The following is a 16,159-nucleotide window of genomic DNA, read 5'->3' as shown; positions in this document are numbered from 1 at the left end:
AGGCTTTAGCCGATTTTTTACCAGTTCTGAAGTTGTATTCCGGAACCGGTAAACTAAAAATAAAAAATTCGGTTTGAAGTCAGTTTCGATTGTCCGGCATCCGGAATTGCTTGCAGGAGTTTATGGGGTTAAATCCGATTTCTTGGGACCTGGTCCTTTTTAATTATTATTCGTTTGGAAGTTTATTGGTCACTTTGACCACCATATTCCTCGGTATCTTCTTTCTTACCCTAAAGAATAGGACCATAGCTACCACTCACCTTGGGATTGGTTTCATGCTATTAGGTGTATTCGAGACCGGATACTTCTTAGCAGCATTCTTATACCATCCAATCGCAGCATATCACCGTTGGATGACCGGTGGATTCATTCTATTTGCTCTTGCACATTTTACCCAATTCTTACTTAGGTTTCCTGGAAATAGCAACCAACGTATAGCGAAATGGGTTTTGATCGCAGAGCATTCTGTTTCAGTGATCACTGTAAGTTTGTTCGTATACTTCACCTATATTTCAGAAAAGATCTATCACTTCACTGCTCACCATTGGGACTTTAATGCGTTTGATGCCAGTCGCTATCTTGCATTAGTGATTGGGATATTCTCCATCGTAGGTTTTATTATCGTTCCTGCTTGGAGAGTAGTGATCACAAAGGACAAGAGAAGGATCGCTCTTCTCATGTTCAATATTGGATTTTTGATCGCTGCAATTTATCCAAATATATCAAATATTCTCAGCCGAGATGGAGTGATGGAACGTTCCACGTACATGACTTCGAACGTAATCTTATTCTTAACTGCGTTCTCATTCTTAGTAATTGCATTTATCAATAATAGTGCGGAACGTACTACCTTCATGGTTAAGATCGTGGGGATCACACTTTTCACGATCTGTTTGATCATGCAGGCTCTTGTTTATATCTCCAGCCAAGAAAAAGACGCAGAATATGATAGTTTGCGTATGGTGAATATAGAAAGAGCTTTGGAGAATGGTGTAAAATCCGGAGATATAGAGTACGCCTTCCATTGGGATGATTCCAAGGAAAGTTTGAATTCTTCAGAATACGATCCTAACAAAGAGTTAAACCTCAAAGAGATCGAGGCTGACTTACAGAACGTCACTACTTACGAAGAGATCCGCAATTTAAAGGAAGAAGGTTTTAGAAAATCCGTAAGTTCACTTTTAGATCGAACTCATACTTATTTCGGTGGTTATAAACGTTTTATCCAAAAGTTATTGGAAGATAAAAAAGACCTTTCCGATGCAGAACTTAAAAAACTGATCTTACAAAATGCGGAACAATGGAACAAACGTGCTTTCGTCTCTACGAACAGACTCGAAGCGATTGTAGGAGGATCTTTTTGTAAAAAGGGAAGAGACTTCGTAAATGCTTTAGGAGATTCAGAGTTCGGCTTTAAAGAAGAAATTTTCTCCCATTGGTCGGAAGATTGTCTTTGGGACGGAAAAGATTTAGACCAAGCACAGCTTCGTTCCGAAGTTCTAAGATACTTTAGATATTTTAAACCAAGCGAAACTCGTCACTACAGAAGAAGTCATGACGGAACAGGGCATTACGTTGCCTTCATGAAATTCCAACCTGAAAAACAACAGATGAGTGAGGTTGGATTCTCTTATAGGTTATATAGAGAATTCATGCACCCAACAGCTGTGAAACAAACTGGGATCTTGCTCGCGGTGATCTTTATCGTTTTAGCGTTGTTTCCACTCTTCTTCAAAAACAGTTTAGTAGATCCTTTGAATAGCCTTCTTTCCGGGGTGGAAAAGGTAAACAAGGGAGATCTGGACGTAGTGGTTCCGGTCAAGGTCCGAGATGAGATCGGATTCTTAGCGGACTCATTCAACGCAATGGTGGCTTCTATCAAACAAGCCAGAAGAGAACTGCAAGATTATGCAGAAAACTTGGAAGAAAAAGTTCGTGAAAGAACTAGAGAAGTTCAGGAGAAGATGGAGGAAGTCCAACGCCTCAAAGTGCAGCAGGACGGTGACTACTTCTTAACTTCCTTATTAGCGAAACCTCTCTTCTATAACGCGAACAAATCCAAATTGGTTTCTACTGATTTTATCATTCGCCAAAAGAAACAATTCGAGTTCAGAGGAAAACATTCCGACCTGGGTGGTGATATCTGCGTAACAGGGAATTTAAGACTAGGACGTCCTGATTCATTCAAACGTTATACGGTTTCCATGAATGGTGATGCAATGGGTAAATCCATGCAGGGTGCGGGAGGAGCACTTGTAATGGGAGTTGTTATGAACTCCATTCTCGCACGTTCAGCAGCAAACAATAGGATTTTGGATGCAACTCCTGAGCAATGGTTAACTGAAATTTATGACGAGATCCATGCGGTATTCAAATCATTCAATGGTTCGATGGTCATCTCTGCTTCTCTCTATTTGATAGAAGATGAAACTGGAGTTTGTTGGTATTTCAACGCTGAGCACCCTTACTCGGTATTGTATAGAGATGGAAAGGCAAGTTTTATCGAAGACGGATTAACTCTCAGAAAATTAGGTTTGGATTCAGAATTCGAATTTAAGGTAAGAAGTTTCCAACTTAAAAAAGGCGATATTATCATCCTCGGCTCGGACGGTAGAGATGATGTGGATCTAACTCCTGAAGAGACAATCCGCACTATCAACGAAGATGAGATGTTGTTTCTACGACATGTAGAAACTGCAAAAGCGAATCTGGAAGATATCGAAACTGAGATCCGCAAAACCGGAGAACTTACGGATGACCTTTCTCTACTCAAGATAGAGTTCCAAGGAGAACCTAAAAACGACGAGATCGAAGAGATTTTCGAGTCTTCTGACCATATCGACAAAGCATTAAATACAGATTCAGTTTACGAAGACGCTAAAAAGATGTATAAGACCGGACGTTTGGACGAAGCATTAGAACTTCTGAAAACAGGTTATATGCATGATAGTGCTAATCAAAGGTTAAATAAACTTTTGGGACTTCTAAGCTTTAAAGGTAAAGATTATAATACTGCGGTAGAAGTTTTGAACAACTACCTCGGAACAGATCCAGATCTTCATGAGTATTGGTTCTATCTTTCTATTGCAAACAAGAAGATGGGCAAGTATGATCAAGCTCTGACTGCAAGTTTAAAACTTTTGGAAATCGATCCTAATAATATTTCCAATACGATCAATCTATCTGATATCTATCGTTTGATGGAAATGTACGATAGAGCAGAAGAATATGCTCGTAAAGTATTACAAAAAGAACCGGGGAACGAAAACGCTCATAAACTGATCCGTTTGATAGAGAGAGATCGTTGATCAACGGTTTTTCTCTTAAGTTCTCTTTATGGATGCGGATCGGGATACTTTCCGCATTCCTTTTTGTTCTTCCTGTTCTTTCTCAAAATAAGAAGTCCACTAAAACAAATGAGTCAAACTTCTCCTTTAAATTAAAAGGAGGAGAGATTCGACTAGCAGTTCGAAATGAAACTGAACTGAAAGAATGGGACAAGTACGCTTTCGAAAAAACAAAAAAGATCTTAAATGCTTATGAGTCTTATTTGGGAATCCCATTTCATCAGGCTTCTTCTCCCATATTCAAATCTCTACCTTCTTCTGAAAAAGATAAGATACGATTGGTCTTAAAGGACACTGTGTTTCTAAATGGAACAAGAGTAGGAGGATATAATAATGTATCCGGAGAATTGGGAAAAGAACTCGGGATCTTTATGGAACTTGGCCTGGTTCCTCCCGGTTATCCTGCATTGCTATTACATGAGTTGGGACATTATTATTTTACAGAACCTTCATGGTTAAGCGAAGGGATTGTTTCTTACCTTCCTTACCTTTTGTCCAAAAGAGGTTATCTGAAATTAGATGCGGATGAGCTTCAGTCAGTAACAGAAGAATGGAGTCTGGCAGAAGCGATCCCTAAAAACGATCCTCCTCTCTCCAAGGATTTTCATCTTACCAATCCTGCTTTGGGTCCTTGGTTCTATTCCAAGTCAGTGCGAACTCAGTTTATCATTCACAAAGAACTTGGTTACGAAGGTTATAAATCATTCCTGAAGCAGGTTGCATCTTCTGAAATGCTGAACACAGAACTAGTTTTCAAAATTTTGAATAAGATTCAGAGAAAAGATTGGAATAAGATCCTACAAGGTTGGGTGGAAGCGGGGCCATATAGCGTTTATCCTCCCAACTCCTTTATGAAAATCCAGGACCTAGAAAAACTTTAAGCTTGATTTTTATATTGCAGTCGTTATACAAAATGGTGAATTCTAAGCGAATTTCTTTTTTGATTTGATCAGATCGGTTCCAGCTTTAATATAATCCATTTATAAGAGGTTGGCTCAAGCCGGATTATAAAAGCTTGTCACAAGAATCGGCCGATTTGATGCACCAAATCGAAGTTAGGATCGATTCCTTTTTGTTTACATGGAAATATTTTCAATCTTACAAAACGATGTTCTGCTGAACTATTATTCTTTCGGAAGTTTGCTATCGATTTTAGCGTTTTTATGTACTTCCTTATTTTTCCTTTTCTTGAAAGAAAAATCTTCAAGCACAATGCATCTTGCATTAGGTGCTCTATTTTTCTCCTTCTTCTGCGCCGGATATTTTTTCGCAGCATTCTTGTATAACCCGATTGCTGCTTATCATAGATGGTTGACCGTAGGATTTATTCTTCCAGCGCTCATTCACTTGGGTCAGTTCTTGGCACGTTATCCGGGACACGCAAATCCTAAAATGAACCGAAATCTTCTGATTGGAATGTATGCGGTTGGAGCAATAGGGATTTCCTATTTTTATTATATTACTCTTAGTTCTCCAAGGAAATATCACTTCACCGCTCACCATTGGGACTTTAATGCGGAAAAGGCTTCTTCAATTATTGCGGTTTTGATTGGCCTATTCGTTTTGATCTCATTCTTGATCCTTCCCATCTATAGGATGACTAAAACAAAAGGAAGGATCCGATTCGCGATAGGCGGTTTTATGGCGGCCCTTCTTGCGGGTGGTGTGGTTCCTGCGCTTACGAATATTCTGAGTCGAGACGGGTGGATTGAACGTTCTACTTATTTAACTTCTATTGTTCTTTTGATGACGCTCGGGATCTTTTTGATCCTTGTAATCTTCTTAAACTTTAGCGAAGAAAAAACCACTTTTATGGTCAAGATTGTAGGGATCACTTTTGTGACATTGATGTTGATCATGCAAGCCCTGGTCTTTATCTCTAACCAAGATAAAGAAGCTGAATACGATACGAAAAGTATCGTGAACATGTCGAGAGCTCTAGAGGGTGGAAAGCAGATCCCTGAGATGTTGTATATAGTTCAGTGGGAAGGTGGATCCAAGAATGTGGATTATTCCCGCTATGATAATCAATATGATCTCAGACTTCCTCAATTAGAGATCGACTTTAAGAATACGATCATCTTCGAGCATATGAAACTTTTGCCGGAAGAAGATTTTAGAAACTCAGTTAAGAAAACTCTAAAAGATACTCACGAATATTTCAGCGGATATAAGGCTGCCATCCTGAAGTTTTTGGATGATTATCCGAATCTGGAAGGAAAAGAATTAAAAACAAAATTATTCGATCATCTGACAAGTTTAAACACGGCAGTATTTGTAACTTCTAACAAACTCGATTATATTTTCCCGAAAGAATTCTGTGTAGATGGTAGAAATTATCTGAAAGGTGTCGGGAACAAAGGAGTTATTCCTTTCAAAGAACATCTTCTTCAAAAATGGAAAGAGAAGGATGGAACTTGTACGTTTGATGGAAAGGATTTGCTGATAGGACATTTAAAAGCAGAAATACTTTTATATTTCCGTCCATTCCAACCTGCATTGTATCGTCATTATAGAAAAAGTTTAGATGAACACCAACATTTCGTAACTTATATTCATTATGATGTGAAGAAGGATGTGGTAAGCGAAGTAGGTTATTCTTACCGCAAGTATAGAGAATTTATGCACCCAACTGCAGCAAAACAAACTCTGATCTTGGGATTGGTTTTGGTTGTAGTATTTTTCGTATTCCCTTTATTCTTCCGACAAAGTTTGGTCTCACCACTTAATAGATTATTGTCCGGGGTGGAAAAAGTAAACTTAGGTGCCTTAGACGTAGAAGTTAAGGTAGATTTAAAGGATGAGATCGGGTTTTTGTCTGACTCTTTCAATAGCATGGTAACTTCTATTCGAAAAGCTAGAGGGGAACTCCAAGATTACGCAGAACATTTGGCAACCAAGGTTAGAGAAAGAACTAGAGAACTTTCTGAAAAGATGGAGGAACTCCAACGCCTTAAAGTACAGCAAGACGGGGATTACTTCTTAACTTCCCTATTAGCAAAACCGCTTTTTTATAATGCGAACAAATCTACAAAGGTAAGCACTGACTTTATTCTTCGCCAAAAGAAAAAATTTGAGTTCAAAGGTAAACATGCGGACTTGGGTGGAGACCTTTGTGTGACTGGAAACCTTCGTCTCGGAAAAGAAAACGATTATAAACGTTATACTTTCGCGATGAACGGGGATGCAATGGGTAAGTCCATGCAAGGAGCCGGAGGCTCTCTCGTGATGGGAGTTGTGGTTAACTCCATTCTTGCAAGATCCGCCGCAAACGATAGAGTATTAGATACTACTCCTTCTGAATTTTTAACTGAAATTTATAAAGAGATGCAATCCGTTTTCAAATCTTTTAACGGATCAATGGTTATCTCAGGAACGTTTATCGTAGTTGAAGATGAGACAGGTAAATTCTGGTACTTCAACGCAGAGCACCCTTTCTCTGTAATGTATAGAGATGGAAGAGCAGGCTTCTTAGAAACAGGACTTACTCTCAGAAAAATTGGATTGGATTCAGAATATGAATTCAAGGTCCATTCAGGAAGATTAGAACCTGGCGATGTATTAATCATAGGTTCAGATGGTAAAGACGATTTGGATCTTACTCCTGAGAAAGAAGTCCGTACTATCAATGAAGATGAAATGCTCTTCTTACAAATGGTAGAAAAAGGCCAAGGTGATCTAGAAAGAATAGAGGAAGAAGTTCTCAAAGTGGGAGAATTAACCGACGACCTTTCTCTTCTTAGAGTAGAATATTCTCCTGTTGCTTCTCCAAAAGAAAACGGAAAAGAAGACGAGATCACAGATCCTTTCGACTGGAAGTTCATATATAAAAAAGCAAAAGAAGATTATATGGGCGGCCGTTTGAGTGAAGCTCTTGGAGCACTCGAAGGTCTATACAAATCAGATCCTCAAAATACAAAGGTGACCAAACTACTTGGACTTCTTAGCTTTAAAGGTAAAAATTACGGCAAGGCAGTTGAGGTTCTGAATAAGTATTTGGGATCAGATCCTGACTTAGTAGAATACTGGTATTATCTATCTTTGGCAAATCGCAGGATTGGAAGAATGGACGAAGCCATCCTGGCTGCCAAAAGGATGGAGGAACTCCAACCGGACAATTCCATGAACCTGATCAATCTTTCCGACTTATACCGTCAGACAGAACAGTTTGAGTTAGCATTGGAATACGCTCATTTGGCCTTGGAGAAGGACCCAGAGGACGAGAACGCTCAGAAATTAGTAAGATTGATCGAACGAGATAGAAAAGCTTCTTAATAGGAGTTTAATATTTCCCGTTCTCGAAATCCTTATAAAGCATAGAGGTTTGGATACCTTTATTGCCTTGGTATTTGCCTGATTTATATTCTGTGATCTCACCTTCGACAGTGTGGTAGAAGATCTGGCAAATTTCTACATTCGGATAAATGACTAAAGGCTGGATAACTGAAATTTCAAGGGTCCAAAATCCTTTGAATCCTACATCTCCGAATCCTGCAGTCACATGCACATACATTCCTAATCTACCAATAGAAGAGCGACCTTCTAACATTGGGACTAGATTATGTGTTTCAGTGTACTCTAAGGTCCTACCTAGATAAAGAACTCCAGGCTGTAAAAGTAATCCTGAATCAGGGATGATCAGGTTTTCGGAAGGATTGGATTTTTTCATATCTAAAGGGCTTTCTGTATAACGAACTAATTCGTTATGAAGCCTTAGATTATAAGAGTTTGGATTTAATCTATTGTCGGAGTAAGGATCTATAATGATATCCTTCTCTAATCTTTTTTTAATTTCCTTACCCGTTAGAATCATTCGTATTCCAGCTTCCTTGTTTTGCCTATTTTCGGGCCGGCCTTGTGTCTCGCCTCCCTTTTTCGGAGTTCTATTTTCCTTTAAATTCCGGTTTTCTTTTTTCTCGGAAAGCCTTTAAGGCTTCTATCCTATCTTCTGTTTTTAGTGTTTTATTATAATGTTTTCTTTCTATCTTTAAGGCTGTTTGTATATCTTTTCCTTCTCCTTCTTTAATTGCTTCTTTAGCAAGTCTTAAGGAGATAGGAGCCTTTTCAGAAAGTAAGGAGGCCAATTTTTTTCCGGCCATAAATGCTGAGTCATGCCATACAGAATTTGCAAGTTGGATATCCAACGCGGTTTGCGCATCTATCACAGATGCTGTTAAAATAAGCTCTAATGCTTTTGTTTTTCCTACTCTTCGAGGAAGTCTTTGGGTTCCACCTGCGCCTGGAATAATTCCCAGTCCAGTTTCAGTAAGGCCTACTTTTGCTTCTGCGCTCATAAGAATGAAGTCACAACAGAGAGCCATTTCTAATCCGCCACCGTAAGCATCTCCATCGAGAGCAGCTATCGTTGGGAAGGGAAGATTTTCCAGAGCCAGAAAACATTTCCCTACTTGGTCCAGAAATTTATGTACTTCTTTCTCGGACATATCCGCTCTTTCTTTCAGGTCGGCTCCTGCGCAGAATACGGAACCTTCTCCCCTGAGTACTAGAGCCCGGATTTTTGGGTCCTTACTTGCTCTTTCTATATGGGACATAAGCTGATATAGCAATTCTCTAGAAATTGCGTTTCGTTTTTCGGGTCGATTTAAACTGATTATGCACGTATAATCTTCGATGGAATAAAGAACAGTCTCGCTCATATTTGCCTTCTAAAAAATCTTTCCTGGGATAGGCCGGATCTTTCCGATAATTGGGTAGATTCTGCGGTTTTTTAAAAACGGCAAGCAAAAGCGTTACGTACGAACGGTTCTAGGTTAAAGAAAAAATGCGATTTCAGACTCAGATCTTAGCTATTATTTTGTTTCTATCTATCTTTGGACTTGGTTGTTCTTCGAGCAAAGACGCAGACCTTGCCACCCAATTAGGTTTGGGTAATCCTGTGATCACAGAAATTGATCCTCCTAGTGGATCTCCTCCAATTGGAACAACTGCTGGAACAACGGTCACAATCAAGGGTCGTTTATTCTCAGCTAATACAAGCTTAACAACGGTTAAATTTAACGGAGTTTCTGCAAGTGTTCTAAGCGCCACTGAGACAGAGATTGTTACAGTAGTTCCTGCCGGTGCCTCCACCGGAACATTATTTGTGACTAAAGATGGGCCTGTTGTTTGTGATGAAAATAACGGGGATACGGCTACTAACTGTTATGGTAGCAAATTTTACATAGATTGTTATAAGTCCTTCGACAGTTTATATGGAGAAGAATTGGGAGTATCTTATCCTGATTCTAAAACCTTTGCGATTACCGGCCAAACTGGAACTAAGGCTCTTAGAATTGACCTGAACCCTGACGGGCCTACCAATGTTAAGATTGCCTGTGATACGTATCTGATCTATTCTAAGTTTTCTAAAACCTGTGCCCGCACGGATGTAGGAACTTTTAGCGACACTAACACTTGGATATTTGAGCCTACTTTGACCTTCTCCAGTTATTATACAGTCCAGATGTTTGTTACTGCCGGAAAGGGTGATTGTACGGTATCATTTCCTTAATTTTTAGAGTAAAAAAATACTTGGTTTATTATTCGATTTGGATTAGGATCGGAATGGAGGGATTACTGAATGTCAACAATAACCTCTATATATCTCGGACTTGCTGAAAAGGCCTCTTCCGATCCACGTAAAATGCCAAAGGTAGAAGGAATCCCCAATAAGCCTTATGAAAACAAACAGGCTGAAACCTTTGACCAAAAAGCAATGAATCCTAGTTATGCGGGCGATATTTATAAAACTAAGGGAGCATTTGTAGACAAGATCTCCTAACTTCTTTTGGCCCGATTGTCTAAACCCAATAAAAAAGCCCTCAAATTGAGGGCTTTTCTTTATCAGAGCCAATGTTCAGATCTTAATCTTCTTTGTAATTGATCTCTAAAATATTACCGGATGGATCCAAGAAATGAAGGAACTCTCCTCCGTCTCTGGCTTCTGGGCCTCTTACGATTTGAACTGACTTAGACTCGAGTTCTACGATCGCTTCGGTAAAATCATCCACATCCAATACGAAACTGAGGACAGGGGATTTAACTTCGGTTAAAGAACTTTTAACTCCGTTGGTATTGAGGAGTTTAATGTTCACAGAATCCAAACCGATGATTGCGAATTCGTTTCCTTTTTCCTCGATCGTCTCGAAATCAAATAGTTCGGAATAGAATTTTACAGAGGCTTCTATATCCCCGGTAGGTATTACAATATAATCGATTCCTTCTACGATGATCATTGAGGTAGATCCTGTTTTCCTTTTTCGTCATTATGAGATGAAAACCGGGCTTGTCTATCGGAAAACCGTAAGATACTCGTTTTTCAATTCAGATGGGCTTTATGAGCCTAAATTTCGGAGGCCTATAAAGCCTTCCAGCTCTGAGTTGTTTTTTCCTCCCTTCCAAAGAAACCCATCTAAGATATAATGAGTGAATTGGGGAAGAAAGAAGATAGGCACTAAGATTCCCTCAAGGCCCAGTCCTAGTTCAGCTTTTATTACGGAAGAGTTTCCGAATAGATACGGATGTTCCCTCCATACAAAACTATCCCAAAGCCATTCTTCAGAGAAAGCAAATGCCAATAATACTAATGAGAAGCTTAGAATGGCAAATGCTCCCTTACGAAAGCTATTATAGAAGAAGGAGGAAAGCTGTTCCTTTCTAAAATTAGAATATGCGAATACCAAGGCCATATAAGGAATTCCATGGTTGATCACGTTCGTAAGAGTGAACGCAAAATCATCGTTTAATAATACGATTCCCACATACCAAACTGAGGCAGTGTTTAATAAGAGCAGAAGTTTTCCAACACTGATACTTCTTCCTATAAGAAGAAGGTAGACCTGGCTCAAAGAGTATACGATCACCCATACCCAAAATAATATATGAATGAAGTTTGAAAGAGAATGATTTGGATATTGATAAAAATCACCTTCCATAAACCATTCGAAATGTCTCCCGCCCGGAACCAAATGCCAGTACAGAACAGGTAAACCAGTTACCATATACAGGCAGATCTTATCTAATAGAAAGGGGATCTTGTTTTCAGTTTTAGGTTCTGTTCTCGCATATAAACGGACGAAACCATATTGCTGTCTGATAAAATGAAATACTGCAAGATACGCCATAGCTCCCCAGAAGAATAATTTTCCAAAAGAGTAAAGTATCAATGCTGCTATAAAACAAAGGAATGGAACCAAACTAAGAAGTACTTTTTTTCGATTCCAAACTTCTTTATCAAAGTAAGCTCTAAACAAAGTAGAATATACATGTGAAACATCTATGCCTGGAATCAAAAGTAACCAAAGCCAAGGAGGTAATGCATTTCCGCTAGTTCTGGAAGAACCAAGTGGAGAAGGTTCCGGAAATCCAAGTTGTTGCGCTGCCAAGACGATAATTACTGAAATCAACCCAGGTGCGATAAACCAAATAAGATCGAATCTTTTAGAAATGATCCATGGACTGAGTGTCTTCTTCTCTTCCATCAATATCTCTTAGAGGAAGTTTGTACTTTTTTAGAAGCTTCGAATCCTCTATATAAAGCTTCTTCAAAAATAGAAATCCCGCTCAGGTCACAATGAGCGAAATGAATTCCTGATTCTGATTTTGCTAATTTCTCTCTTTCTCCTCCCCAAAGAAATCCAGGAACAGGACGTATCATTGCATGAGCATGAGTCATGATGTCGATCCGTGAAACCAAACTTTCTATATTTGGATGAGGTCTTTTTAGATCGGAAAGTATCTCTTCCTTCCAAGCGTCCCAGGTTTTAGGAAGAATAGACCTTCTTGCAGCAAGAGTATCTTTTTCTCCAAAAGCAAGATAGTAAGTAAGAACTGACCCTGGCCTGAGTGCTCTTAGATCTTGGTGAGTAGATACGACATAGCCTAAAGATTTACTTTTATAAATTACATTTTCCCAAGCTGGAGGATGTCCCTTTCCTTGCGGAAGTTCATCTACGAATAGATTTGCAACCAACCAAGGAGAATATTCCAGATTTTGTAAGAATGGTTCCTTTTCTCCCAAGATATATTTTCTGGTGAAAGAAGGCATAGAGTAAATCACTTGTTCTGCTTTGATAAGAATGTCTTTCTTTTCTTTTACATCATAAGCATTGATTTCCCAGCTTCCTGAATTCTTACGAATTCTTTCTACGAGTGTGGAAGTTCTGATCTTATCTTTAGATGGCTTTAGTAGGTGCTCCAACAAGAATCCGTTTCCTTCTGGCCAGGTAAGAACTGGAGGAGAATCTTCATCTTCTCTTAATCGAGAACAGAAATAATGAAGTCCTGCCCAAGCAGAGATATTGTCGGAATTCCCACCGTAATCGTCTCTTGTGCAATAATCTGCATACCATAAGATCTCAGGTGATTGGATTCCTAACGATTTTAGATAATCAGCAAAAGTGATACGATCTAATTTTAAAATTTCAGGATCTCTGGAAGAACGATCTATTGGAATACAAAATGCTTTTTGCCCGTCTCTTCCTCTTTTGTTCTGCCAAGAGTTTATAATTTTACGAAATAATAATTCTTGTGAATCAGGTTCTCCACTTCTTCTAGGAACTAAACCAGCTTGCCATCTTCCCTGGTAAAAAAGTCTCTCTTCCGGATCAAAACAAAGATACTTTTCGGGATAGATTGGATTTCCATTCGAGTCTTTACCTTGGACTAGTCCATTCTCTTCTAAAAATTTACGAACGAGTACTGACTCAGGTCCTGGCTGCGGAAGATAATGTGCACCCCAAGGGTATTTTAAGGAATTGGTTTCGGAATATCTTGAATTGCCGCCCACATCCTTCTCCAGATCTAAGATCAAATAATCCGAGATCCCGAATTGGGATAGATAATATCCGGAAGAAAGTCCTGAGATCCCTGCTCCTGCGATGAGCACCTTTGTTTGGATTGTACTTGTAGGAGAAAAGTCTGCCCTTGCTTGTCTAAGTCTATGACCAGTTTCTCTGTCCGGGCCTAAAATACTTCCTTGGATCTTTTTTTTTCTGAAACTAAAATATGACCCGATCCCCCATAGGGCCGCGCAAAATGCTAATGCGGAGAGGAATACTTTTCTGGAAAAACGATCTTCGGACATAAAGGAACGGATTGCAGATTAGTTTTGAGGGAAGAAGAAGCAAGGAAAAAGAAATTTCCTAAACATTTTCCAAAACTCTCCTTGGCTTTTCGATTGGTCCGGGAATTTTAGAGTTATGGCAGTTCTTTTGGATTTGGATAATACGGTCTTCGATTCTATAGGGATCTATGAGTTTACGATCCGTGAAATGGAAAAAAAGGCAAAGACCTTGGGTTTCTCTTCTTCCAAAGAATTTAAAAAGGCTTATGATATCGTTCGCTCAGAAGTGAAAAAAGAACTTCCGAACAATCCAGTCAATCGATTACGAATTCTATATTTCAAGAAGATGTCGGAACTTCTTTTTGGAAAGTTGGATCCTGCTTTCGTTTTGAAATTGGACTCTGCTTACTTTGGACTTTTTCTGCAAGGGATTAAAGATTGGAAGAAGAAGAATGCCACAGAGTTCAAAAAGATTTTGTCTTTACTAAGAGCTTTGCAAGAAGTCCAGGATTTGGTCATCATCACAAATGAATCTCTCAGAACTCAATTACTGAAATTATCCGTTCTATTTCCCAAAGACATCCAATACAAATTAGTAACCTCAGAAGAAAGTGGAGCAGAAAAACCTTCTGCTTTGATCTTTAATAAGGCTCTCGCAGGCGTTGATCCTAAAAAGTCTTATATTATCGGAGATTCATTAAAGGATGATGTAGGCGGAGGACTTTCTTTTGGATTAGAATCTTTTTATCTTAAAAGTCCAATCTCTTCTAGCAAAACTAAATCGGTTCTGGAAAAGAAAAGTTTAGAAGGAAAAGAATATTGGGAATCGCCTGATCTATCTTCTGCATTAAATTATATCTTAAGCTTAGAGAAAGGGATCGTGCTGTAATTGCTTAGATTAAGATTTACTTATCCGTTCCAGCCATTCTTCAACAAAGAAAATAGAGAATCTATACTCGTCTTTGGATTTGCGAATTTCAAGGATCGATGTAAAGAATCCAAACAGAAATGGGCAATCGCTTCTGCTTCGATCTTACTGATCTTTTTCTTAGCTTCTTTTTGGATTGTAGAAGCTAAAGTTTGTTCATGTCTCATCCACATGGACTTTGCATAATTGCTTAATTCTGGAGTGGAATCGATCAGATGATTGAATGTTTTAAAATTTTTTAATTCTTCTGGTTCAAGAGTTGCGTGCTGGATGGTAAACTCTCTAAGTGCATCCAAGATGGATGTCCCTGGCTTTCTGGAAATAACAGCATCAATTAGCTCCTTCTCCTGTTCCTTGTCCTCATCAAATACTAAGGCTTCTTTCGATGGAAAGTAATTGAATAGGGTCGGCACGGAGACCTGGGCCTTCTCAGCGATCTCTGCCATTGTGACGTTATGATAACCCTTATCTATGAAAAGTCTAGTCGCAAGATTGGAGATAGATTTGCGCATTCTATCTTTTTTAAGCTCTCTTAGGCCCATAAGGCATTATTCTAAAACTGATAGAATAGGTAAATAGGATTAATTTTTATATTATATAAATATTTAAATAGATAAAATATTTAATTGACTTAAATATTTTTATTCGTTATGATCCTATACATGAAGGGAAATTTAGAAAACAAACGGGTAGCCATTATTGGCGGTGGGCCAGGTGGCTTAACTCTTGCGAGGCTTTTACAGCTTAAAGGTGTAGATGTAAAAGTGTATGAAAGGGATATTAATAGAGATGTCCGGGTGCAAGGTGCGACCCTTGACCTACATTTTGAATCAGGTTTAAAAGTAATGAAAGCAGCAAACTTGTTGGACTCTTTCAAAGCCAATTACAGGCCTGGTGCAGATAAAGGCAGAGTTGTAGATACTCATGCTAAAATAATCTACGACGAGCATGATAAAGAATCGAATGAAGATTTCGATGACACGATGTTCCGACCTGAAATTGACAGAGGTCCTTTAAGAGAAATGTTATTAAATTCTTTAAAGCCAAATGCTGTTGTTTGGGACAGTCAGTTCAAATCTATGATACAAGTCGAAGATACATGGATATTGGAATTTAAAAATGGAACTACCGCCACTGCTGATATTGTAATTGGAGCAGATGGTGCAAATTCTAAGATCCGACCATTTATAACTTCTATCAAATCTTTTTATTCTGGCGTAACAATTATACAGGGAAATGTGCCTGATTCAGAAACATCTACACCTAATATTCATCAACTATTGAAAGGTGGAAAAATTTATGCTTATGACGGTGAGAAATTCTTACATGTATCTTCAAAAGGCGATGGAAGTTTAGATTTTTATGTTAGCTGCAAGAAGGATGAAAACTGGATAAAAAACAGCGGGATAAATTTCTCAGACAAAGCACAAGTGATTGAATGGTTTAAAGAAGAATTCTCAAAATGGGATCCTGTATGGCTTGAGTTGGCTGAAAATGTAAGTTTACCTCTTCTTCTTCGTCCTCAGTATTGTATGCCGTTAGATCAGAATTGGGATACTTTACCTAATCTTACCATCTTGGGAGATGCAGCGCATCCAATGCCTCCATCTGGTGAAGGTGTAAACTTGGCAATGTTAGATTCTTTGGAATTAAGTGAATGTCTTACGAATGGAAATTTTAAGGACATACATGCAGCAATGGAAGCATACGAAAAACAAATGCAAGCAAGAGCTGCTCAAGAAGCACAAGAATCGTTAGAAATGACAGAATGGATGCATTCCGAAGGAGCAACAGAAAGGTTAATGCAGATGTTGAGTTAAT

Annotated in this window: 13 protein-coding genes; 7 read left to right on the top strand and 6 right to left on the bottom strand. The window is 38.8% G+C overall.

The annotated features are described in order from the left end of the window. Positions 1–122 precede the first annotated feature (122 nt). The 3 genes from EHQ52_RS07370 (at position 123) to EHQ52_RS07360 (ending at position 7,622) form a co-directional block, all read left to right on the top strand. On the top strand, positions 123–3,308 hold the full coding sequence (locus EHQ52_RS07370) for a SpoIIE family protein phosphatase (RefSeq protein ID WP_135614570.1): 3,186 nt from the start codon (positions 123–125) through the stop codon (positions 3,306–3,308). Further along, positions 3,305–4,228, top strand: a complete 924-nt coding sequence (locus tag EHQ52_RS07365; protein ID WP_135614569.1) for a hypothetical protein — start codon at positions 3,305–3,307, stop codon at positions 4,226–4,228. The genes EHQ52_RS07370 and EHQ52_RS07365 overlap by 4 nt, the downstream gene beginning before the upstream one ends. Before the next feature lie 199 nt (positions 4,229–4,427). Further along, positions 4,428–7,622 (top strand): SpoIIE family protein phosphatase, encoded by a 3,195-nt coding sequence (locus EHQ52_RS07360; protein WP_135614568.1) that lies wholly within the window; start codon positions 4,428–4,430, stop codon positions 7,620–7,622. A gap of 7 nt (positions 7,623–7,629) precedes the next feature. On the opposite strand, the gene dcd is transcribed toward EHQ52_RS07360, so the two are convergent. Together dcd and EHQ52_RS07350 are read right to left on the bottom strand one after the other, a co-directional pair. Continuing rightward, the gene (gene dcd / locus EHQ52_RS07355) at positions 7,630–8,160 is read right to left on the bottom strand and encodes a dCTP deaminase (protein ID WP_135614567.1); all 531 of its coding nucleotides are present in this window, start codon (positions 8,158–8,160) and stop codon (positions 7,630–7,632) included. A 70-nt stretch (positions 8,161–8,230) separates the two neighbouring features. Then, the gene (locus tag EHQ52_RS07350) at positions 8,231–9,004 is read right to left on the bottom strand and encodes an enoyl-CoA hydratase/isomerase family protein (protein ID WP_135614566.1); all 774 of its coding nucleotides are present in this window, start codon (positions 9,002–9,004) and stop codon (positions 8,231–8,233) included. A 125-nt stretch (positions 9,005–9,129) separates the two neighbouring features. Here EHQ52_RS07350 and EHQ52_RS07345 point away from each other — a divergent pair, with 125 nt between their 5' ends. Together EHQ52_RS07345 and EHQ52_RS07340 are read left to right on the top strand one after the other, a co-directional pair. Continuing rightward, positions 9,130–9,858, top strand: coding sequence for an LIC10067 family putative lipoprotein (locus EHQ52_RS07345; protein WP_135614565.1), 729 nt, complete (start codon positions 9,130–9,132; stop codon positions 9,856–9,858). Positions 9,859–9,927: 69 nt separating this feature from the next. Continuing rightward, positions 9,928–10,128 (top strand): hypothetical protein, encoded by a 201-nt coding sequence (locus EHQ52_RS07340; protein WP_086447553.1) that lies wholly within the window; start codon positions 9,928–9,930, stop codon positions 10,126–10,128. An 82-nt stretch (positions 10,129–10,210) separates the two neighbouring features. Here EHQ52_RS07340 and EHQ52_RS07335 read toward each other — a convergent pair whose 3' ends face one another. The 3 genes from EHQ52_RS07335 to EHQ52_RS07325 all read right to left on the bottom strand — a co-directional run bounded on the left by EHQ52_RS07335 (position 10,211) and on the right by EHQ52_RS07325 (position 13,431). Next, positions 10,211–10,582, bottom strand: a complete 372-nt coding sequence (locus tag EHQ52_RS07335) for a VOC family protein (RefSeq protein ID WP_008589759.1) — start codon at positions 10,580–10,582, stop codon at positions 10,211–10,213. A 99-nt stretch (positions 10,583–10,681) separates the two neighbouring features. Beyond that, the gene (locus tag EHQ52_RS07330; protein WP_135614564.1) at positions 10,682–11,827 is read right to left on the bottom strand and encodes a hypothetical protein; all 1,146 of its coding nucleotides are present in this window, start codon (positions 11,825–11,827) and stop codon (positions 10,682–10,684) included. After that, entirely contained in the window at positions 11,827–13,431 is a 1,605-nt protein-coding gene (locus EHQ52_RS07325; protein WP_135614563.1) for an NAD(P)-binding protein, read from the bottom strand. Before EHQ52_RS07325 ends, EHQ52_RS07330 begins: the two co-directional genes overlap by 1 nt. A 115-nt stretch (positions 13,432–13,546) precedes the next feature. Between EHQ52_RS07325 and EHQ52_RS07320 the strand changes: the two genes are divergently transcribed. Further along, complete coding sequence (locus tag EHQ52_RS07320; RefSeq protein ID WP_135614562.1) at positions 13,547–14,299, top strand: HAD family hydrolase; 753 nt, start codon at positions 13,547–13,549, stop codon at positions 14,297–14,299. A 20-nt stretch (positions 14,300–14,319) separates the two neighbouring features. Here EHQ52_RS07320 and EHQ52_RS07315 read toward each other — a convergent pair whose 3' ends face one another. Then, complete coding sequence (locus EHQ52_RS07315) at positions 14,320–14,880, bottom strand: TetR/AcrR family transcriptional regulator (RefSeq protein ID WP_135614561.1); 561 nt, start codon at positions 14,878–14,880, stop codon at positions 14,320–14,322. 108 nt (positions 14,881–14,988) lie between these two features. On the opposite strand from EHQ52_RS07315, the gene EHQ52_RS07310 reads away from it, so the two are divergent. After that, positions 14,989–16,158 (top strand): FAD-dependent oxidoreductase, encoded by a 1,170-nt coding sequence (locus tag EHQ52_RS07310; RefSeq protein WP_135614560.1) that lies wholly within the window; start codon positions 14,989–14,991, stop codon positions 16,156–16,158. Position 16,159: the final 1 nt, after the last annotated feature.

It is taken from the genome of Leptospira koniambonensis (assembly GCF_004769555.1).
Classification (GTDB): domain Bacteria; phylum Spirochaetota; class Leptospiria; order Leptospirales; family Leptospiraceae; genus Leptospira_B; species Leptospira_B koniambonensis.
Note: the sequence above shows the minus strand (reverse complement) of the source record. Positions and strands in the feature narration are given on the sequence as shown.

Bases quoted from the DNA above. Each gene is read 5' to 3' on its own strand.
- EHQ52_RS07370 (WP_135614570.1), top strand. From the start codon at position 123: ATGGGGTTAAATCCGATTTCTTGGGACCTGGTCCTTTTTAATTATTAT.
- EHQ52_RS07360 (WP_135614568.1), top strand. From the start codon at position 4,428: ATGGAAATATTTTCAATCTTACAAAACGATGTTCTGCTGAACTATTAT.
- dcd (WP_135614567.1), bottom strand. From the start codon at position 8,160: ATGATTCTAACGGGTAAGGAAATTAAAAAAAGATTAGAGAAGGATATC.
- EHQ52_RS07350 (WP_135614566.1), bottom strand. From the start codon at position 9,004: ATGAGCGAGACTGTTCTTTATTCCATCGAAGATTATACGTGCATAATC.
- EHQ52_RS07345 (WP_135614565.1), top strand. From the start codon at position 9,130: ATGCGATTTCAGACTCAGATCTTAGCTATTATTTTGTTTCTATCTATC.
- EHQ52_RS07340 (WP_086447553.1), top strand. From the start codon at position 9,928: ATGTCAACAATAACCTCTATATATCTCGGACTTGCTGAAAAGGCCTCT.
- EHQ52_RS07335 (WP_008589759.1), bottom strand. From the start codon at position 10,582: ATGATCATCGTAGAAGGAATCGATTATATTGTAATACCTACCGGGGAT.
- EHQ52_RS07330 (WP_135614564.1), bottom strand. From the start codon at position 11,827: ATGGAAGAGAAGAAGACACTCAGTCCATGGATCATTTCTAAAAGATTC.
- EHQ52_RS07325 (WP_135614563.1), bottom strand. From the start codon at position 13,431: ATGTCCGAAGATCGTTTTTCCAGAAAAGTATTCCTCTCCGCATTAGCA.
- EHQ52_RS07320 (WP_135614562.1), top strand. From the start codon at position 13,547: ATGGCAGTTCTTTTGGATTTGGATAATACGGTCTTCGATTCTATAGGG.
- EHQ52_RS07315 (WP_135614561.1), bottom strand. From the start codon at position 14,880: ATGGGCCTAAGAGAGCTTAAAAAAGATAGAATGCGCAAATCTATCTCC.
- EHQ52_RS07310 (WP_135614560.1), top strand. From the start codon at position 14,989: ATGATCCTATACATGAAGGGAAATTTAGAAAACAAACGGGTAGCCATT.